We start from the raw sequence: 21021 nt of genomic DNA on the forward strand, positions 1-21021 counted from the left end.
AAACTTATTTTATAGACTCTTGTGATGATGTAGAATTAAATATAAAAAGAGAAAGTAAATTAGAATATAGAATCACTTATGATGATAGTAAGCAAATGAAAGCTATTGTTTTTATCATAGGTGGATATGGAGCAAATGCAAATATACATTTTCTAGAAAGTTATAGAAATTTTATAGCTAAAAAATTTGATGTAGTAGCTGTAAATGTATTTTATCATTGTTTTTGCCAAAGAGTTTCTGATGTGGATAAATATAGCGCTGAAATGACTTTTTTATTAGACGATATAAGAACATTTGAAAAGGCTTTCAGGGATTTTGAAATAGAATTTGAAGTGCTAGATAATACAAAAAATATAGAAAAATATTATCAAATTCTTGATCAAAAAATGAGTATATTAAAAGAACAAGGAATTTTAAATCAAGACTATAAGGTTGAGTTATCTGTGACTTTTATCCCACCTAACAATGAGTATAATAATTTTGCCATTATGCCTGCTATTGATCATATCAATGCCTTAAAAGATATAATGAAAAATTATCCTCAATTTAAATCTTTACCTAAAATTTACGGGGGGGGGTCATACGGTGGCTTAGTGGCATTAATGTGTGCTAAAATAGCTCCTTGGTATGTAGATGGAGTAATAGATAATTCAGGTGCTGCATTGCCTCCATTAAGATATATCATAGGAAGGGATTTAAATAAAGGTGATGCTATTTTAAACGAAGATGAGTTAAATAGTAAAGTTCATTGTTATGTGGAAACTTATTGGACACGCAAAAACCCAAACTCACCTTATTATTTTGCTGATGAAAATTATTTAATAAGAGCTTTACTTAATAAAGATCATTTGATCTTACAAGCTCAAAAGAATAAAAATATTATTTATACAAGTTATCATAGTGCTAAAGATGACTTAACTCCAGCTGATCATAAAATTTCTATGATAGAAATTTTAAAAGCCTTAAATTATGAAGTAGATTTTCATCTAATAGATGAAAAAGATATAGATGGTAAATTTATTAAAAATTTAACTCATGGCTGTGGAATTCCTGATAAGGCATTATTTAATAAAGAATTACCTATTATGCTTGAAAAATTAAAAGATAAAACATTTAGTATGAAAAAAGATAGTATATCTTATCCTTGTAAAAATAAAGTTTTTACCTTTAAAGATGAAAATGATAAATTTGTTTTAGAAATATTATAAAGCTTGTAAAAAGTAATTTTTAAGTAAAATTACTTTTTACTTTCAAAAGATTATTATCAAAAAGAGTATTTATGGCAAGCAAACAACTTTCACTTAAACATCTTAGTATGCCTATATTGCTTGAAATGTTTTTAAGATATTTTTCTTTGATTATCAACACCGTTATGGTTTCGCAATATTCTAACTTTTTGGTTGGAGCTATGGGTGCGGGTAATCAAGTAGCAGATTTATTTATCATTATTTTTAGTTTTTTAAGTGTGGGTTGTAGTGTAGTGATTGCTCAAGCTTTAGGGGCTAAAGATTACACTCTAGCAAGAAAGGCAATTCATCAAAGTTTATTTTTAAATGCTTTGCTTGGTTTTGTGTGCGGAAGTTTAATTTTATGGCATGGAGAGTTTTTACTCTATCTTTTACAAATTCCAAATGAGCTTTTAAAGAATAGTGAAATTTACTTGCACATGCTTGGAATTTGCTTGTTTTTTGACGCTATGGGTATAGTTTTGGCTGCTATTATTAGGGTGTATAATATGGCTTATTGGGTTATGTTTACTACCTTATTGATGAATGTTGTGATATTTATAGGAAATTTTTATGTATTACATTTTACCAAACTAGAGCTTTTTGGAGTAGGGCTTAGTAATATACTTGGGCGTTTGGTCGCCTTTGGTATGCTTGTAGTAATACTTAGTTTTAAACTTAAAATTCATCTTAAAATTAAAGAGATGATAAGTCTTGAAAAAGCTGTGCTTAAAAAGATTTTTAACATCGGTGGTTTTGCAGCAGGAGAGCATTTGATATGGTTTATACAATACACCATAGCTTTTGCTTTTGTAGCAAGTTTGAGTAAAGAAAATTTAAGCGTTCAAACGATTTATTTTCAAATTTCTTTGCTCATCATGCTAGTAGGGCAAGCTATAAGTGTAGCAAATGAAATTATCATAGGTAAATTAGTCGGTGCAAAATACTTAAATGTGGCCTACAAACATACTTGGATAGCTTTGTATTTTAGCGTGGTTGCAAGTGCTTTTGTAGCTTTACTTAATTATGTTTTGCAAGATTTTACCATGGATGTAGTAAAGCTTGAAGAAAGTTTAAAAGAACTTATGATACCACTTTTTACTCTTTCAATATTCTTAGAAATCTCAAGAACTTTTAATATAGTCATGGTGAATTCGCTAAGAGCAAGTGGTGATGCGAGGTTTCCGTTTTTAAGTGGAGTGGTATTTATGCTTGGAGTTTCTTTACCGGTTGGCTATGTGCTTTGTTTTTATGCTGGACTTGGAATTTTAGGAGTTTGGATAGGTTTTTGTGCAGATGAGTTTTTGCGCGGTATAGTAAATTCATATAGATGGAAAAGTAAAAAATGGCAAGGCAAAGCACTAGTATAAAAGGAATTTTAGAATTTAAAGAATTTCGTTTTGTTTTTGAAAAGAAAAAACTTAAATACTTAAGACTCAAGATAGATAGGGATTTAACTTTCAAGCTTAGTATACCGCTATATTATGAGCAAAGAGATGTTTTAAGATTTTTAGAAAAAAATGAAAGTTGGATTAGAGCCAAAGAAAAAGAACTTTCTTTAAAAAGAGTAGTTTTAGCAAGTGATGAATTGTATTTTTTAGGTAAAAAATACAAGCTAGTTTTTAACGAAAATCATAAAAAAGTTCTTATAAAAAAAGATAAAATTTTTGCAAAAAATCAAAAGTCCTTAGATCTTTTCTTAAGGCGTAGTGCTAGAGTGATTTTTGAGTATTTTATAAAAAAATGGCAATTTGTCCACAAGAGAAAAGTGCAAAGAATTTGCATTAAAGAAATGATTTCAAGATGGGGTTCTTGTAATCATCAAAAAGCATACATAAACTTAAATTTAAAACTTATGCAAAAACCTATAAAAGCTATAGAATATGTGATTTTACATGAACTTACACATTTAATCTACCCACATCATCAAAAAGAATTTTATGATTTTTTATATAAATTTATGCCTGATTATAAAGCAAGAGAAGTTTTTTTAAAAAGTCTTATTTTTTAAGTATATTTTTAAGCTTTCCTTAGAATTAAAATTGTTATATTTATATTTTTAAAAATTTAATTTTAAGGTTTTAAACTTGCTTTTAGAAATTACTTTTGATTATAAATCTAAAAATGATATTTTTGAGTATTTGTTAGCTTATTATGCTAAAGATTATGTGTATGATTATGAGCAAAAAGATGAAAAAATTATCATTAAGATTAAAGGCGAAAAAGATGAAATTCAAGCCTTTTGTTCTAATTTAGAAAATATCAGCCATAGTGTTTTTTTAAACAAATTTGACTTAAAAGTTATAGAAGAAGATTTTACACCTATAAAAAAAGAAAAAGCTTTTACTCAAAGAAGTTTTTTAACAAGACTTAATGCAAATGCTTATACTAATGGCGAGCTTTTAGAAAATGAATGGGGTATTTTTGTAGAAGAAGAATTTAAAATAGAAGAAGATTTTATAAAAATCACTAAAGAAAATTTCTACGATAATTTAAAAAAAGCCTTGGAAAAATTAAAAAACAAAGAAAAAATGCATTTTAAAAGTCCAAAAGGAATATATGCTTTTGAAATTTTTAATGAAGCATTGGATGATTTTTTAATACCTTGTGACCCAAAACATATCAATGCATTTTTTTCTTGCAATAACGAGCAATTTAAAATCTTAGCAGGGGTTGAAAAGCCTCTAATGAAGCTTAAATTTAATGCTATTTTTAGACAAAATCATCAATTAAATCATGAATATTTTAAAATCAAAATATATGATAATCTTTTCTTGTTTGCTTTATGTTTTGAACTTGAAAAAGAAGGAATTAAGTTTTTAAATTTTAAAAAGCTAGAACATTTTGAAGATGATTTTGAAGTAGCTTTAATCGAAAATGAACTAGTAGTTTGTAGGGGTTATGATTATATTTTACCCGAGTTTAAAAATTTGATTTTTCAAAAAGAGGATAAAAATTTCGCAAGAATTTCTTGTATATTGTCTGATTTTAAAGACAAAAAGCCTTTGCTTTTAGAACTTAGCAAAAGAAATGATGATATTATCTTACTTGATAAAGAACTAAATCTTTTAAAACTTTGCTTACCAAAAAGCTTTGATGAGTTTTATGAAACTATAAGTCAAGATGATGTTGCTAAGAGATTATTAGCTAATTACGAAAAAGAATTTATTCTTGTGCGAAAAGAACTAAATATGGCTAATAATTTTTTTAATCTTTTTGGCATGGTAGGGATGATTTTAGAGCTTAGTGAAGACGAGAAAAAAGCAGCATTAGCACTTTTGGCCTTAGCTGATGAGAGTAAAATGGCAAAAGGTGTTAGGATAGACTTTAAGCTTAATGAGCAAAAAGAATTTGATTACACTAAGACCTTAAGAAGTGTGATGAGTTTTAAGCTTGCTGGAGTAGAAAATCAAATCATAGCCTTAGGTGTTGTTGAGAGTTTGGTGTATTTTTTAAGAGATTTATTTGATGATTTAAAGGCTAAAGAGCAAGTTGATTGTGCCGTGCTTAGTGGGAGCTTGTTTGAGCATAAAAGCCTTAGCAAAAATGTATTTAAACACATACCATTTTTTAAGTTAAGTGATGTCCCACTTTGGATATGAAATTCATATTAAAGGGCTAGTGCAAGGTGTTGGCTTTCGTCCTTTTGTTTTTAACATAGCTAAAGAGCTTAATTTAAAAGGTGAAGTTTATAATAATAGCTTAGGTGTTGTTATAATCCTTGAGTGTGGTAATGATGATTTAAAAATTTTTAAAGAAAAACTTTTTGCTAATTTACCACCTTTAGCTAGGATAGATGATTTTAGCTTTTCTTATAAAAAACTTCAAAAAACTTATAATGAATTTATCATAAGTACTTCACAAGATAGTGAAAAATTTAGCCCGATTTTAAGTGATTTTGCTCTTTGTGAGGATTGCTATAATGAATTTTACGATGAGAAAAATCCGCGATTTAAATATCCATTCATCACTTGTACAAATTGTGGACCAAGATTTTCTATTATAAAAAAACTCCCATATGATAGAGTTAATACGACTATGGATGAGTTTAAAATGTGTTCTTTTTGTCAAAGCGAGTATAAAGATCCTACTAATCGTCGTTTTCATGCCCAACCACTCTCATGCCCAAAATGTAAAATTACTATTTTTTTGAAAGATAAAAATCAAAATATTTTAGCCAAAGATGAAAAAGCTTTTATCTTGCTTGCAAAGCTTTTAGAAGAAGGCAAAATCATAGCTTTTAAAGGTATGGGTGGGTTTCATTTAATTTGTGATAGCACAAATAAAAATGCTATAAATGAACTTAGAATACGCAAAAATCGCCCTAAAAAGCCTTTTGCTATCATGGTAAAAGATCTTAAAATGGCTCAAGAATTAGCTTTTATTAATGAAGCTGAAGCAAAACTTTTAACTTCAAATTTAAAACCCATAGTTATTTTAAATAGCAAAAATATCCATAAAAGCTTAGCACCAGATACCAATAAAATAGGCATTATGTTAGCTTATATGGGAACGCATTTAATGCTTTTTGAACATTTTAAAAAACCTATCATTGCAACAAGTGCTAATTTAAGTTCACAAAGCATTATTTATGAAGAAACAAAACTTTTAGAGCAACTTAGTGATGTATTTGATTTTTATCTTGATTATGATAGAACAATACACAACTCAAGCGATGATAGCATTGCTCAAGTTATTAGCGAAAAAATTATGTTTTTAAGGACTTCAAGGGGTCTTAACCCACTTTATATCAATACAGCAAGTATTTTTAATACAAAAGAAAATATTCTAGCTCTAGGAAGTGAGTTAAAAAACGAATTTGCATGTTTTTTTAAAAATCAAATTTTCATTTCTCCTTATATAGGCGATATGAAAAGTTTAGACATACAAGAGAGATTTTTTAAAATTTTAACTTTCTTTCAAAACTCTTATAAACTAAATTTTGATCAAATTTTAAGTGATAAACATCCACAATTTAACTATGTAAAAGAATTTAAAGATTATAAAAATTTTCGCGTGCAACATCACTATGCACATTTGTGTGCTTGTTTATTTGAACACAAAATTTACAAAAATGATGTTTTAGCCTTTGTTTTTGATGGAACAGGTTATGGAGATGATGGAAAAATTTGGGGTGGGGAGATTTTTAGAGCGAGTTTAAAAAGCTATGAAAGGCTAAATCATTTTAAAAATTTCAAACTAATTAATGCAGATATTAAAAATATCGCAAATTTAGCTTTAGCTTTGATTTTTGATTTTAATTTAGAAAGCAAAGCTAGCGAGTTTTTAGCTAAATTTTCTCAAGTAAAATTAAATAATCTTAAAAAAATTCACGCTCAAAGCTCTTTATATACGAGTTCTCTTGGTAGGATTATTGATGCTTTTGGCGCTTTTGCTTTTGATATACAAAAGCTTGATTATGAAGCACAAATTGGGCTTTTGATGGAAAAATATTATGATAAAAATCTTGATTATAGTTACAAATTTGACATCAATGAAAAAGAAATTTGCTTTAAAAATGCTTTTTTGCAAGCTTTAGAAGATAAAGATAAAGTTAAAATTAGCACAGGTTTGCTAAATGGCATTGCAAATTTAATTATAGAATATTCAAAAAAATTTAAAGAAGAAGTGCTTTTATGTGGTGGGGTATTTCAAAACAAAACCTTGCTTGAAATTTTAGATCGAAAAAATTTTGCTTATAAAACTTCTTTGCAATTTCCTTGCAATGATAGTTCTATCGCACTTGGGCAACTTGTGCATTATTTATCTTTAAAAACTTAATAAAACTCATATTTTTTTAATACTTTTTTATATACAATAAAATAAAAATATAAAGGAAAGATTATGTGTAAAGATTGCGGTTGTTCTATTAATGGACATGAACATCATCATGATCACCATCATGAAAATCCTGTTTTAAAAGATGAAAAAACTATTAATGTTATTAGTAAAATTTTATCAAAAAATGATCATCAAGCAGCTCATAATAGAGAGCATTTTAATGAGTATAATACTCTTTGTATTAATTTAATGAGTTCCCCAGGAAGCGGTAAAACAACGCTTTTAGAAGAAACTATAAAAACTTTAAAAGATGATTTAAAAATAGCTGTGGTTGAAGGAGATTTAGAAACTAATAATGATGCAAATCGCATTATTAAAGCAGGAGGCTTAGCTCATCAAATTACTACAGGACAAACTTGTCATTTAGATGCTTTTATGGTGCATGAAGCTTTACATCATTTTAAACTTAGTGAACTTGATATAGTATTTGTTGAAAATGTGGGAAATTTAGTATGTCCTGCAAGTTATGATTTGGGCGAGCATTTAAATGTAGTTTTACTTTCAGTAACAGAAGGTAGTGATAAGGTAGAAAAATATCCAGTGATGTTTAGAAAGGCTGATTTATTGGTCATTACTAAAGCCGATTTGGCTCAACATTTTGACTTTGATTTCAAAGCAGCTTCTATGGCAGCTAAAAGATTAAATCCTAAAATAGATATTATGATTTTAGATAGTAAAACAAAAACAGGATTTGATCTTTGGATAAATTATCTAAAAATGAAAAAGGAGCTTAACTAATGTGTCTTTCTATACCTTCTAAAATTTTAGAAATTGATGAGCTAAATTCAGCCATAGTAGAAACTTTAGGGGTTAAAAGAAGAGTAAGTTTGGATTTAATAAGCGAGCCTTTAAAAGTAGGCGATTATGTGCTTATACATGTGGGTTTTGCTATGGAGAAAATCGACACTCAAGCTGCACAAGAGAGTTTAAAAATTTATGCTGATATAGCAGAGAAAATGCAAAATGGACAAATCGATGAAAATGAAGGCGATATGGGGCTAAAAAATGGATTTAATTAATGATTTTAGAAATAAAGAAAGAATTTTAACCTTAAAAGAACTTATTGCTTCTAAAATTACTAAGCCTATTAATATCATGGAAATTTGCGGTGGACATACGCATAGTATTATGAAATTTGGTTTGCCTGATTTATTGCCAAAAGAAATTAATTTTGTTCATGGCCCAGGCTGTCCTGTGTGTGTTATGCCTAGAGAGCGTATTGATGTAGCTTTAAAGCTTGCAAGTATGCCAAATACTATCTTTTGTGTATTAGGTGACATGCTTAAAGTGCCAGGAAGTTATGAAAGCTTAATTGATCTTAGAGCTAAAGGGGCTGATATTAGAGCACTTTATACACCTTTGGATGTGATAGATATAGCTTTAAAAAACCCTGAAAAAAATATAATCTTTTTTACCATAGGTTTTGAGACAACTACACCTATGAGTGGGGTGATTATAGAAAAAGGTATAGCTTTAAATTTAAAAAATTTATTTTTTCATATTAATCATGTGTTGGTTCCACCCGCGGTAGAAGCTATCATGCAAGATGAAAATGTAAAAATTGACGCCTTTTTAGGGCCTTCCCATGTAAGCGTTATCACAGGATCAAACATTTATGAACCTATTGCTAAAAAATACAAAACTCCTATAGCAGTGAGTGGTTTTGAGCCAGTTGATATAATGCTTAGTGTGTTAAATATAGTAGAGCAAATGAATGCAAATACTTTTGAAGTTTATAATGAATATCACAGAGTAGTTAGCAAAGAAGGAAATTTAAAAGCTAAGGCTTTAGTGGAAAAATACTTTAAACCTTGTGATTTTGAATTTAGAGGTCTTGGAGTGATTGTAAATGGCGGGCTTTGTCTAAAAGATGAATTTGCACACTTAGATGCTAGCAAAGTGTTTGATTGTAAAGTACAAAGTAAAAACGAAAGCAAGGCTTGTATTTGTGGTCAAATTTTAAGAGGCTTAGCTAAGCCTTACGATTGTAAGGTGTTTGCAAAAGCTTGCACTCCAAAAAATCCCATAGGTAGCTGTATGGTTTCTAGTGAAGGAGCTTGCGCGGCTTATTATAAATACTATCAAGATAAGGCATAAAATGAAGCAAATTACTTTAGCCCATGGTGGCGGTGGCGAAGAAATGAATGCTTTGATAAGTGAAATTTTTTCTATTTTTGAAAATGATGTTTTAAAAGAAGCAAATGACGCTGCTATTTTAGATGATTTGGCTTTTAGTACTGATTCTTTTGTATTAAATCCTATCTTTTTAAAAGATATAAATATAGGAAAATTAGCAGTTTGTGGTAGCGTAAATGATGTATTAATGGTGGGAGCAAAACCACTATATTTATCATTAGCTTTAATTTTAGAAGAGGGTTTTGAGCTAGAAAAGTTAAAAATTATACTAAAATCTATAAAAGAAGAATGCGATAAAGCGGGAGTAAAGCTAGTTTGCGGGGATACTAAAGTTGTTCCTAAAAATAAAGGCGATGAAATATACATTAATACTTCATGTATAGGTAAAAATATACAAAAAATCAATACCAAAAACTTAAAAAGTGGTTGTAGTATCTTAGTTTCAAGGGATATTGGAGCTCATGGTTGTGCGGTTTTGATTGAAAGAAATAATTTAGAGGCAAATATCCAAAGTGATTGTAAAAGCTTAAAAGATGAAGTTTTAACACTTTTAAATGCAAATATTTCCATAAAAGCAATGCGTGATGCTACGCGTGGTGGGCTTAGTGCAGTTTTAAATGAATGGACTAAATTAAGTAATTTAGAGCTTTTAATATTTGAAGAAAAAATCCCAGTTTGCGATGAAGTTTTAGGGGTTTGTGAGCTTTTTGGGTATGAGCCTTATGAGCTTGCAAATGAAGGAACTTTTATTATTTGTGTAGATAAAAAAGATGAACAAAAAGCATTAGAAATTTTAAAACAATTTAATACTAATGCAGCTATTATAGGTGAAATCACAGCTAATAAAAAAGCAAGAGTGGTTTTAGAAAATGCTTATGGAGCGAAACGCATTTTAGAAGCTCCAAAAGGCGAGCTTTTACCAAGAATTTGCTAATGCATGAGTTAAGTATTACAGAATCATTACTAGAACTTTGTGAAGAATATGCTCAAGAAAAAGTTATTGAAGAAGTGCATGTTAAAATAGGGCGTTTAAGTGGGGTTGAACCTCCACTTTTGCAAAGAAGCTTTGAAACTTTTAAAGAAAATAGTCCCTTGTGTAAGAATGCTAAATTTATTATGCATATTCAAGAAGTAGTAGTTGAGTGTCAAAAGTGCCATTTTAGTGGAGTACTTGAAAATAATATCTTTTGGTGCCCAAAATGCGAAGATAAAGATTTAAAAATCATAGATGGAGAAGAACTTTATCTTATGCAACTTGTTTTAAAAGAAAACGAGGATTTAGAAAATAATGACAAATAAAGAAATCATCTTAGGTGCGGGTTGTTTTTGGTGTACTCAAGCTGTGTTTGATGAAATCAAAGGCGTAGTTTATACAGAAGTAGGTTATAGCGGTGGTAAGCCAAATCCAAGTTATGAAAGCGTGGTAAATGGTGATGGGAATATAGAAGTAGCTAAGATAATTTATGATGAAAAACAAATTTCATTAGAAAAAATCTTAGAAATTTTTCTCAAAATGCACGATCCAACAAGCTTAGATAAACAAGGAGCCGATGAAGGAACGCAGTATAGATCAGTTATTTTTTATCAAACTAATGAGGAGTTAAAAATTATTAGCAATTTTTTACAAAAAGCACAAAAATATTACACCAAAGACATAGTTACACAAGTTTTAAAACTAGAAAAATTTTATAAGGCTGAAAACTATCATCAAAAATATTTTAAAAATAATCCTAGTCAAGCTTATTGTAGATTTGTTATTGCTCCAAAATTAGAAAAGGTTAATTGCTAATATTGTTTTTAAGTATTTTTGCAGTTAGATTTAAAAGCCTTTTGCAGGCTTTTAAAATTTAGTGGCAACCACAACCACCACATCCACAACTTTGACTAAAGAAATTTTCTAAAGCTTGCATATTAGGAAGTTCTGTTACTTCATTTACTAATTCTTTATAAGCAACTACGCCATCTTTAATTACAAACACTGCTCTAGCTAAAATTCCCTCAAGCGGACCATCAGCCATTAAAACACCATATTTTTCACCAAATTCTTTAGAAACAAAATCACTCGCAACAGTTAAATTATTTATACCTTCAGTTGAGCAAAAACGACCCATAGCAAATGGTAAGTCCATGCTAACTACGATTACTTCTACACCGCTTGCTGCTGCTTTTTTATTAAATTCTCTAGCTTCGGTTGCACATACTGGGGTATCAAGGCTTGGAACGCTGATAATAATTTGAGTTTTACCTTTTGGAGCAATTTCAACACCTGAAAGATCTTTGGCTTTTAAAGTGATATTTGGAGCCATGTCACCAACTTGGATGTTGTTTCCTTTTAAATTTACTTTATTTCCTTTGAATAATACACTATTCATTTTTTCTCCTTGAATGATTTTTATTAATCATAATATAAAAAGATTAATAAAGTCTTATTTTTATTCTTCTTTGCACATACCTGCTTCGATTAGAAAACACGAGGGTTGATAATTGCTTTTTTTAATCTTATCATATTTTGCATAGCTTAAGTATAAAGTATCTTTGGCTCTAGTTACAGCTACATAAAAAAGTCTTCTTTCTTCTTCCAAACTTCCACCCATGCTCATGAGTTTTTGGTTAGGAAATCTTCCTTGTGCAAGATCAATTACAAATACAAGTTCAAACTCAAGCCCCTTACTAGCATGTATGCTTAAAAGATTAACCCCACTACCACTACTCATTTCACTAGCACCAAGAGTAAGAAAGTTATAGTATTTATAATTATCGCTATAATTTTTAGCAAGTTCTTTTAATACAAACATTTTCGCGTTGATTTTTTCTAAAATTTCATTTTTTTTATTTAAATCAACATTGGAATTTTTATTAGTCGCTCTTTTAGTTGCCAAAATATCACAAATTTCTTTAAAATAATCATTTTCTAAAATCAAATCTACAAGTTGGGTCGAGATTTTACACTCACTTGCTTTTTTAATAAAAAGATAAATTTTTTCAAGATTTTTTGCACAAAACTCGTTGATTTTGGGTAAGCTTAAAATAGGGTGGGTGTTAAATTCACTTTCTAAGTTAAATCTTGAAGGCGAGGCTAGCTCCTCAATATCATCAAAAAGTCCTAGTTGGTAACTTTGTTTTTTGTATTTTTTTAAATTCACACTACTATCAGGATTTAAAAAGCCTTTAATTAAACTAGAATTTCCTAATTTTAATAAAGCATCAAAAATATCTTTTGCCAAAACCCCACCAACTCCTTTGGTGTATTCAAGTAAATGTATAAAAGCCATGATATCTTTTGGATTAAGCACGATTGCAAGCATAGAGCAAAAGTTTTTAACTTCCAAGCTTTCAAAAAAACTTCCTCCACCTTTTCTTTTGCTTGCTATGCCAAGTTCTCTTAAGGCTACTTCTACTCCATCTGCACTAGAATTGTTTCTAAAAATCACAGCAATTTCATCAAGATTAACCCCGCTTTGTAAGATTATTTTTGCTATGGTAGAGTATTGATCAAATAATTCATTAAAAGTTAGCAAACTTGGCGCTTTAAAATCTCCTTCTCTAGTTACAATTAATTCTTTAGGATATAATCTTTCATTGTTTAAAATAACCTTATTAGCTAACGCAAGTATATTTTTACTAGAACGATAGTTTTTATTTAAAGTAAAAATATTTGCATCGACAAATCTATCTTTAAAACTTCCTATAATAGAAATATCAGCCCCATTAAAAGCATAAATACTTTGATCATAATCACCCACACAAAACAAACTTTTACTTTTAAAAGCATCAATTAACGAGCCTTGCAAGGTGTTAGTATCTTGATATTCATCTACTAAAATCTCATCAAATTCAAAATGATGTGAAGCTAAAATATGTTTTAATTTGATCAATAAATCATTAAAATCCACATAGTTAAAACGCATTTTTTCTTCTTCGTATTCTTTTAAAATATCTTCATAAATTTCAGCATAAACAGCTTGTTCATCATAATTTTGACAAAACCAATTATAAAATTCATCTAAGTTTGCATTAGTATTTTGAAATAAAGAATACACATCATACAAATAGCTTGGCATATAAGGTTTAGTATCGCTTAAATGATGAAAAGTGCGTTTTTCAAAAATAGAACGCAAAAGAATTTTAAGCTCACTCGCAGGTTTTAAAATAATATCGTGATTTAACTCTTTAAGTAGAGAATAAGCAGTACTATGAAAGGTTCCTGCTGTGATTTTTGAAGTAATGCTTTTATCAAAATACCTACCAAGTCTTTCAATCATCTCTTTACTAGCTTTGTTTGTAAAGGTTAGAAGCATAATTTTTTCAGGCTTTATACCATTTTGAAGTAAAAAAGCTATTCTTGCAACTATAGTTGAAGTTTTACCCGTGCCTGCACTTGCTATAATTAGATTGTGTCCAAAAGGAGCACTAGCGGCTTTATATTGTTCTTCATTTAAACGCGATAAGGGCATGAATTTCCTAGTTTAAAATTATATTTTGTATATCATTAAAATAAAAATGATTAACACCATCTTTATATTCATAATAAAGCGTGAGTTTATGAGAATCTAAAATAGTCTTAACAATGTATAATCCAAGTCCAAAACTATCTTTATTTTTTTTACCTTGCGTAAAGGCTTGAGTATAGTATTTCAAGTCTTTATCTAAGGCTTTTCCTTTGTTTTTAAAGCAAAGATAATCTTTAGTTATTTCTATAGTAACGCAATTTTCATCAGAGTATTTTGTCGCATTATCTATCATATTTTTCATTGCAGTGGTAAAAAGTTTAAAATCTACATTGACACTAAAACTTTCTTTTATACTAATTTTTACCTTTTCATCATCACTCATAGCTATATCTTTAGCTTCATCTAAAAGATCTAAGATATTGTATTTTTTTAAATTAATCAAACCAGCACCCGAAGTAATTTGCTCAATGGCTGCAAATTCATTAATCAAAATCTCTAAACGATTAAAAGCACCCACTAATCTTTCTTTATATTTGCTATCTTCAAGCATTTCTAAAGTAATTAAACCTTTAGTAATGGGGGTTTTTAGCTCATGCATAATATTTCTTAAGAAAAACTGCCTTGAAGTGTTTAGTTTTTGAATTCTTAAAATAGACTCATAAAAGGCTGTTGCTACTTGAGAAATTTCATCATTCCCCTTGCTAACATTTTGAATTTCATTGAGTTTATTTTCGCCAAATTTATCAATTTGTCTTTTTAAAGCTCTAAGTGGTTTTAATTTTTTAATGATAAAAATATATAAAATCAATAAAACCATTACTACTATACTAGCAATAAGCTTGATCACAAAATAACGATAACCTTGATATTCTAAATCTTTATATAAATAAAGCTTACCATCAAAGATGATTTTTAAATACACATTATCTTCTAAAGTAATGATTTCAACTACACCTGTGCTAGTTTGAGCCCGTGCTATAGTTTCAGCTTTATAGATGATTTGTCTTATGGCTGATGGAGTTGTTAATTCTATCATTTTGTAATTTTTTGTTTGCTCATAAAATTCTCTTTCACTAATCACATGATTAAAATATAATAATCTTGCATTAGCTATAAAAGAATATTTTGCATTAAGCTCATTAGTGTAATTTTGTTGATCATATTTTATAAGCCATAAAAAAGCTAAAATTACACTAACGCTTGCAAGCAAAAAAACAAAGGTTATAGTATAAAAAATTGATGATTTATTCATTGAGTTAATTTATATCCTATACCTCTGATTGAATGAATGTATTTTGGAGTTTTAGGATCATCTCCGATTTTTTGTCTGATTCTACTAATGATTACATCTATACTTTTATTACTAGAATCTTCACTAATAGAGCTACAATTATACACAAGCTCTTCGCGGCTTACCACTCCACCTTCTTTTTTAATTAAATAACTCAAAATATCAAATTCAGCATTAGTAAAGTTAATTTCTTGATCTTTCATAGTGATAGTATGTTTATATTTATCATATACAAGATCTTTTTTAACTTGAGCTTGAGCAGTTTTTGTGTTTGAAATTCTTCTTAAATGACTTTTAATTCTTGCTTGAAGTTCTTGAGGATTATATGGTTTTGGTAAATAATCATCTGCACCCAAATCAAGTGCTGCAACCTTATCGCTAATATCATGCCTTGCACTTGAAATGATAATAGGTGTATCATATTTTTTACGAATTTCCTCGCATACTTCAAGTCCATCAAGTCCAGGTAAGCTTAAATCCAAAATGATTAAATCATAAGGATTTAAAGCAAGTCTTGAAAGACCTATATAAGGCTCATGAGCAATATCTACTTTCATATCAAATTGCTCTAAATATTCAGCTATAATCTCTGCTAATTCTAAATCATCTTCTATCATTAAAATATTTGTCATTTTTTTCCTTTCTTAAAAAAGTAAAGCTCTTACAAATCCGCCTCTATTAATCCAAATTTTAACATACTCTTTACCTTTATTTAATTCTAAAGCCTTAGATAATTCTTTAAAATTTGAAATTTCATACTGATCAACACCTATGATAATATCACCTTGCTCAAAACCTATTTTTTCAGCTTTTGATTTTGGAGTAACTTCGGTAATTAAAATACCACTAATACTTTCAGGTATGCGGTATTGCTGTCTATTCTTAGAGTCAAGTTCCACTAATTTTAGACCATCAATATAACCTTTTTCATATTGTAGCGACTTTTCATCTGTTTTTAACATAAATTTAGCTGTTTTGACTTTATTATCTCTTTCATAAGTTACTTCTACTGCTTGTTTTGGATCAATACTTCCTATGTAGTTTTTTAAATCCATAGGGCTTTTAATCACAGTTTTATCTACTTTTATAATCAAATCTCCTCTTTTTAACCCTGCATTATAAGCTGCTGAATCTTTTTGTACTTCAGTAATTAAAGCACCTTCTTGATTAGTATAGGCTTTTTTAATATCTTGAGTTAAAGCTCCTATGACTACACCTAAATATCCTCTTTCAATTTTTCCATGCTCAATAAGTTTTTGTGCAATAGATTTTGCCATATTAGAAGGGATTGCAAAACCTATGCCATTATTTCCACCACTTCTTGAAAGTATGGCTGAATTTATCCCAACTAAAGCTCCTCTACTATCTACCAAAGCTCCGCCTGAATTTCCAGGATTAATAGAAGCATCAGTTTGGATGAAATTTTCATATTGATTTAGACCTATATTGTTTTTATTTAAGGCCGAAATAATCCCACTTGTAACACTACTTCCAACACCAAAAGGATTACCCAAAGCAAACACTACATCACCTTCTAGTAATTTATCTGAATCAGCAAAAACTACTGCGGGTAAGTTTTTTGCTTCTATTTTTATCACTGCTAAATCTGTTTTAGGATCAGCACCGATTAATTTAGCTTTATATTCAGTGCTAGAATCAGGTAAATTTACAGTGATTTTTTCAGCATCTTCTATAACATGATTATTTGTTATAATATAACCATCGCTTGAAATAATTACACCAGAACCTAATGAGCTTACAACTTCTTTATTTTTTTTATTTTTTGGAGCTTGTGGGAAATCAAAACCAAAAAATTGTCTAAAATAAGGGTCATTGAAAAAATCATCAATTCCAAATGAACTACTTTGAACAGTTTTAGAAGTTGAGATATTTACAACTGAATTTTTAACTTTTTGTATGGAATCATGATAAGAAAGTATAGTATTTTGATTATCAGTTGGTAAAGTTCTTTTTACATTATCATCTGCTTGTTTAAAATCAATACTAGCACTAAAAAGACTAGTTGCCAATGCCAAAGAAAGAATCATAGTTTTTTTCATGTTTTATCCTTTGTAAAATCATTTAATGCAAGTATAAAATTTTATTTTTACACAATTGTAAATAAAACCTTTAGTTTTAAAACTTATAAAAGTTGATTGACTAAGACTAAAGTTTTTGATATAATCTTATAAAAAATTAAGGAATAATAAAAATGAGTAAAAGTTTATATGAAACACTAGGAGTTTCGCAAAACGCTAGTGCAGATGAGATAAAAAAAGCTTATAGAAAATTAGCAAGACAATATCATCCCGATATCAACAAAGAAAATGGCGCTGAGGAAAAATTTAAAGAAATTAACGCCGCTTATGAAATTTTAAGTGATGAGAAAAAAAGAGCTCAATATGATAGATATGGCGATTCTATGTTTGGCGGGCAAAGTTTTCATGATTTTTCAAGAAATGCAGGTGGAGCTGACATCAATGATATTTTAAAAAATATTTTTGGTGGAGGCTTTGGAGGATTTAGTGGCGGTTTTAGTTCTAGTAATAATTTTAGAAGTGGCTTTGGGGGATTTGGAGGATTTGAAGAAGATTTAGACTTGCAAGCAAGTGTTAAAATTCCTTTTGAAAAAGGAATTTTAGGTGGTGAGCATTTGGTAAATATAAATAACGAGCAAGTTAAAATCAAAATTCCACATGGCATAAAAGATGGCGAAAAGCTACGCATACGAGGTAAAGGAAAAAGCTTTCAAGGGCAAAGAGGGGATTTGATTTTAAAAGTTGAACTTGAAAAAAGTGATGAATACGAAAGAGAAGATGATGATTTGTACAAAAAGGTTGAAATTAGCTTAAAAACAGCGCTTTTTGGAGATAAAATCAGTGTGCATACCCCAAGAAAAGAAGTTAAAATCACCATACCGCCAAATTCTAAAAACAATCAAAAAATTAGACTTAAAGGCTATGGAGTGCAAAATAGAAAAACAGATCTTTATGGGGATATGTATTTAATTTTAAATGTAAAAATACCTGATATTAATAGCCTTGATCCTGAATTTGTAAAAATTTTAGAAGAAAAATTACCTTGAAAGGAGTAAGTAATGGAGCATAGTTATGATGAACCGGTGTATCTTATAAGTGTTGTTGCAAAAGTTTTAAGTATACATCCACAAACTCTAAGACAATATGAAAAAGAAGGTTTAGTTGAGCCAAGTAGAACCGATGGTAAAATGAGGCTTTATTCTCAAAAAGATATAGATAGAATCAAAATGATTTTACGCTTAACAAGAGATCTTGGGGTTAATTTAGCTGGTGTTGATGTGATTTTAAAACTAAAAACAAAAATTGATGAGTTTGAAAACACTATTGAAGAGTTAAGATTAGAACTTGATAGAAGAGATAATCCTTCAAAATCAAGAGCAGTAGTTAAACATAGAAGTAATTTTGATTTAATTTTTTTAGAAAAAATAAAATAATAAAAACATTACAAAAGGTTGGTGAGTGGATGCTTTTATAACTTTATTTTTAACTGCAGTAGCAGTTGCTGTCATACTTAATGTTATACTTAAAAAATTTGGTATTCCAACTATTATAGGTTATATAGCTACAGGTTTATTTGTGCGTGAATTTTATGGTTTTAGCACTAATGAATTTGTTATACATGTAGCTGAATTTGGCATAGTTTTTTTAATGTTTACCATAGGGCTTGAATTTTCATTTAAACATCTTTTGGCAATGAAAAAAGAAGTATTTTTAAATGGAAGTTTGCAAATGCTAACTTGTGGTTTGGTTTGTACTTTACTTGTAACTTATATTTTAGGTATAGCAAGCCATATCGCAATGATAGCAGGTTTTGCTCTAGCCTTATCTTCCACTGCTATAGTTTTAAAAATACTTAATGATAATGGCGATATCAACGAAGAATACGGCAGAAAAGCTTTAGGAATTTTACTTTTTCAAGATATTGCTGTGATACCACTGCTATTAATGATTGATATATTTAGTTCTCAAAATGCTGATATTTCAAAACTTTTACTTACAACTTTAGTCAGTGCTGTGATTTTACTTGTTTTGCTTTATTTTATAGGCAAATACCTTTTTACTTATGTTTTAAAATTCATCATTAAAACTAACGCAAATGAAATTTTCATCGCTACCATACTTTTTACTGTAATAGGAGCAAGTTTTTTGGCTCATTCTTTTGGCTTTTCATACTCACTTGGAGCATTCATAGCTGGAGCTTTGATAGCTGAAACTAAATATAAACATAAAATAGAAGCAGATTTGGTTCCTTTTAGAGATTTGCTTTTAGGATTTTTCTTTATCAGTGTTGGTTTGCAAATTGATTTTCATATAGTTTTTGAAAATTGGTTTTTGATTTTTGTTTTTGTAAGCTTGGTTTTATTGATAAAATTTGTAGTAATCTATGGTCTTTTAATCCTTTATACAAGAAAAAGAGTAGCGTTAAAAACTGCTTTGAGTATTTCTCAAATTGGAGAATTTGCGCTAGCAGTATTTTCGCTAATGCAAGTAAATTCACTTATAGATGAAAAAACAGCACAAATTTTTATTATAGTTTCTATCGTCACTATGGTTGCAACGCCTTTTATTTTAAATAATCTTAGAAAAATAGCCAACGCAGCTGAAGGTGAGCAAAATGATATGGCTAAATTTTATTTATGTGATCAAAAAATGAAAGATCATTTTATCATTTTTGGTTATACAAGATTAGGTCAAGAAGTGGTACAAAAGATCAAAAAAACAGGTATTCCATATTTGGTTTTAGAAAGTGATTTAAATTTAGTTGAACTTGGCCGCAGTAGAAATGAAAATATCTTTTTTGCAAATGTAGCCCAAGTAGAAACATTAAAAGTAGCAAATATAGAAGAATGCTCAGTTGCTATTATAACTATAAGTAATGAAGCTAAGCTTGATATGCTCTATCAAGTGCTTTCTAGCTTTAACAAACCCATACAAACGGTTTTAAAAACAAGTGGTACAGGTGCTAAGATCATTTTCCCACATACTGATAAACATTTACACATTGTAGATGCTGAAGCTTCAATAGCAAGAAATTTAGTACAAGAAGCATTACAATGTAGAATCAATACAAGTGCAGCAGAATGAAAAATGATGAAAAAGCTTTAAGGGTAAAATATGTAAGAGCTTTAGAAAAATTTACTAATTCTGCTGTGAGTGCTTTAAAAAGAGAAGATTTTGATTTAACTCTTTTTAGGGAAAGAATGCAAAAAAATGCTAAAATCTTTGAGAAAATTCAAGCGGTGTTTTTAGATTCTACTTATACTAAGGCTTTGGAGATTTTTGTAAATGAGTGTTTAGATGAAAGTTTAGACCAAAAAACCTTAGCTTCAAAAGCCAATGCCTTATATAAGCTAAAAAATAATCAAAGTTATAAAAAAGACAAATATAAAATTAAATTTAAGGATGAATATTGATAAATGTAATTTTTGATATGGATGGCACGCTTATAGATAGTGCTAATGCTATAATATGTGCGGTAAATGAAATAAGAGCGGATTTAAATTTAGAACCTTTAAAAAGAGAGTTTATTTTAGATACTATCAATACTCCTGGACAAAATTATGCTAAGATTTTTTACGGGGTTGATACTTACTCACATACTAGCTTTAAAGAAGGTTATGAGAAGTATTTTATTAAGCATTATGATCAAAGCGTGGTGCTTTTTGATGGTGTGCTTGAGGTTTTGGAATTTTGTAAAAAAAATGATTGCTATTTAGCTATAGCCACAAATGCACCTCAAGAAAGCTTGGTACCTATTTTAAAAAAACAAAACATTCTTTTATATTTTGATAAAATATTAGGTGTTAGTTATGGTATAGAAGCTAAGCCTGATCCTATGATGCTAAGATTAATCGCAGATGAAGCAAAATATGAAAAAAGTATTTTCATAGGCGATAGCTTAAAAGATAGACTTTGTGCTAAAAATGCTAAGATGGATTATATACATATTTCTTGGCAAAAAGAAATTAAAGACTTAGATGAAGCTAACGATAAAACTACTTTAATAGAAAAAATTCAAACTTACATAAAAGGTTAAA

21 protein-coding genes are annotated in these 21021 nt (G+C 29.0%); 16 read left to right on the top strand and 5 right to left on the bottom strand.

The genetic code is table 11. The features are described 5' to 3' along the window. The 11 genes from L8W40_RS03340 to msrA all read left to right on the top strand — a co-directional run. Positions 1 to 1208 (top strand): DUF2920 family protein (locus tag L8W40_RS03340; protein WP_263664663.1); only part of this gene is annotated, 1208 nt, incomplete at its 5' end. Positions 1209 to 1279: 71 nt separating this feature from the next. Next, entirely contained in the window at positions 1280 to 2596 is a 1317-nt protein-coding gene (locus L8W40_RS03345; protein ID WP_263664664.1) for an MATE family efflux transporter, read from the top strand. Beyond that, positions 2572 to 3237, top strand: a complete 666-nt coding sequence (locus L8W40_RS03350; RefSeq protein ID WP_263664665.1) for a M48 family metallopeptidase — start codon at positions 2572 to 2574, stop codon at positions 3235 to 3237. Before L8W40_RS03345 ends, L8W40_RS03350 begins: the two co-directional genes overlap by 25 nt. 76 nt (positions 3238 to 3313) lie before the next feature. Beyond that, on the top strand, positions 3314 to 4828 hold the full coding sequence (locus L8W40_RS03355; RefSeq protein WP_263664666.1) for a hypothetical protein: 1515 nt from the start codon (positions 3314 to 3316) through the stop codon (positions 4826 to 4828). Continuing rightward, positions 4809 to 7007: a carbamoyltransferase HypF gene (gene hypF / locus L8W40_RS03360; RefSeq protein WP_263664667.1), complete on the top strand. Its 2199-nt coding sequence runs from the start codon at positions 4809 to 4811 to the stop codon at positions 7005 to 7007. Before L8W40_RS03355 ends, hypF begins: the two co-directional genes overlap by 20 nt. 63 nt (positions 7008 to 7070) lie before the next feature. Next, entirely contained in the window at positions 7071 to 7805 is a 735-nt protein-coding gene (gene hypB / locus L8W40_RS03365; protein WP_261530076.1) for a hydrogenase nickel incorporation protein HypB, read from the top strand. Beyond that, the gene (locus tag L8W40_RS03370; RefSeq protein WP_012661500.1) at positions 7805 to 8086 is read left to right on the top strand and encodes a HypC/HybG/HupF family hydrogenase formation chaperone; all 282 of its coding nucleotides are present in this window, start codon (positions 7805 to 7807) and stop codon (positions 8084 to 8086) included. Before hypB ends, L8W40_RS03370 begins: the two co-directional genes overlap by 1 nt. Continuing rightward, positions 8073 to 9164 carry a hydrogenase formation protein HypD gene (hypD, locus tag L8W40_RS03375; RefSeq protein WP_133318873.1) on the top strand — a complete coding sequence of 364 codons (1092 nt, stop codon included), beginning with the start codon at positions 8073 to 8075 and terminating at the stop codon, positions 9162 to 9164. Before L8W40_RS03370 ends, hypD begins: the two co-directional genes overlap by 14 nt. Before the next feature lies 1 nt (position 9165). Beyond that, a complete protein-coding gene (hypE, locus tag L8W40_RS03380) occupies positions 9166 to 10137 on the top strand; it encodes a hydrogenase expression/formation protein HypE (protein WP_263659856.1) in 972 nt (323 codons plus the stop codon). After that, the gene (locus tag L8W40_RS03385) at positions 10137 to 10502 is read left to right on the top strand and encodes a hydrogenase maturation nickel metallochaperone HypA (protein ID WP_263664668.1); all 366 of its coding nucleotides are present in this window, start codon (positions 10137 to 10139) and stop codon (positions 10500 to 10502) included. Before hypE ends, L8W40_RS03385 begins: the two co-directional genes overlap by 1 nt. Then, positions 10492 to 10992 (top strand): peptide-methionine (S)-S-oxide reductase MsrA, encoded by a 501-nt coding sequence (msrA, locus tag L8W40_RS03390; RefSeq protein ID WP_263664669.1) that lies wholly within the window; start codon positions 10492 to 10494, stop codon positions 10990 to 10992. Before L8W40_RS03385 ends, msrA begins: the two co-directional genes overlap by 11 nt. A gap of 58 nt (positions 10993 to 11050) precedes the next feature. Here the strand turns inward: msrA and tpx are convergent, their stop codons facing one another. From tpx to L8W40_RS03415, 5 genes are read right to left on the bottom strand one after another with little or no spacing between them, the layout of a single operon-like run. Continuing rightward, complete coding sequence (tpx, locus tag L8W40_RS03395; protein ID WP_263664670.1) at positions 11051 to 11575, bottom strand: thiol peroxidase; 525 nt, start codon at positions 11573 to 11575, stop codon at positions 11051 to 11053. A 60-nt stretch (positions 11576 to 11635) separates the two neighbouring features. Further along, positions 11636 to 13657, bottom strand: a complete 2022-nt coding sequence (locus L8W40_RS03400; protein ID WP_263664671.1) for an ATP-dependent helicase — start codon at positions 13655 to 13657, stop codon at positions 11636 to 11638. A 7-nt stretch (positions 13658 to 13664) separates the two neighbouring features. Next, positions 13665 to 14906, bottom strand: coding sequence for an ArsS family sensor histidine kinase (locus L8W40_RS03405; RefSeq protein ID WP_133318879.1), 1242 nt, complete (start codon positions 14904 to 14906; stop codon positions 13665 to 13667). Then, positions 14903 to 15577 carry a response regulator transcription factor gene (locus L8W40_RS03410; protein WP_039668406.1) on the bottom strand — a complete coding sequence of 225 codons (675 nt, stop codon included), beginning with the start codon at positions 15575 to 15577 and terminating at the stop codon, positions 14903 to 14905. Before L8W40_RS03410 ends, L8W40_RS03405 begins: the two co-directional genes overlap by 4 nt. A 12-nt stretch (positions 15578 to 15589) precedes the next feature. Beyond that, on the bottom strand, positions 15590 to 17005 hold the full coding sequence (locus tag L8W40_RS03415; RefSeq protein WP_133318880.1) for a DegQ family serine endoprotease: 1416 nt from the start codon (positions 17003 to 17005) through the stop codon (positions 15590 to 15592). A gap of 152 nt (positions 17006 to 17157) precedes the next feature. On the opposite strand from L8W40_RS03415, the gene L8W40_RS03420 reads away from it, so the two are divergent. The 5 genes from L8W40_RS03420 to L8W40_RS03440 are packed head-to-tail and all read left to right on the top strand — an operon-like array spanning position 17158 to position 21020. Continuing rightward, positions 17158 to 18030, top strand: coding sequence for a J domain-containing protein (locus L8W40_RS03420; protein ID WP_263664672.1), 873 nt, complete (start codon positions 17158 to 17160; stop codon positions 18028 to 18030). A gap of 12 nt (positions 18031 to 18042) precedes the next feature. After that, the gene (locus L8W40_RS03425; protein WP_039668403.1) at positions 18043 to 18417 is read left to right on the top strand and encodes a heat shock protein transcriptional repressor HspR; all 375 of its coding nucleotides are present in this window, start codon (positions 18043 to 18045) and stop codon (positions 18415 to 18417) included. A gap of 25 nt (positions 18418 to 18442) precedes the next feature. Further along, positions 18443 to 20068, top strand: coding sequence for a cation:proton antiporter (locus L8W40_RS03430; protein WP_133318882.1), 1626 nt, complete (start codon positions 18443 to 18445; stop codon positions 20066 to 20068). Beyond that, entirely contained in the window at positions 20065 to 20397 is a 333-nt protein-coding gene (locus L8W40_RS03435) for a hypothetical protein (RefSeq protein ID WP_133318883.1), read from the top strand. Before L8W40_RS03430 ends, L8W40_RS03435 begins: the two co-directional genes overlap by 4 nt. After that, positions 20394 to 21020, top strand: a complete 627-nt coding sequence (locus L8W40_RS03440; RefSeq protein WP_133318884.1) for an HAD family hydrolase — start codon at positions 20394 to 20396, stop codon at positions 21018 to 21020. The genes L8W40_RS03435 and L8W40_RS03440 overlap by 4 nt, the downstream gene beginning before the upstream one ends. Position 21021: the final 1 nt, after the last annotated feature.

The sequence above is a fragment of the Campylobacter sp. IFREMER_LSEM_CL1846 genome (assembly GCF_025772105.1).
In the GTDB taxonomy this organism is placed as follows: domain Bacteria; phylum Campylobacterota; class Campylobacteria; order Campylobacterales; family Campylobacteraceae; genus Campylobacter_D; species Campylobacter_D lari_D.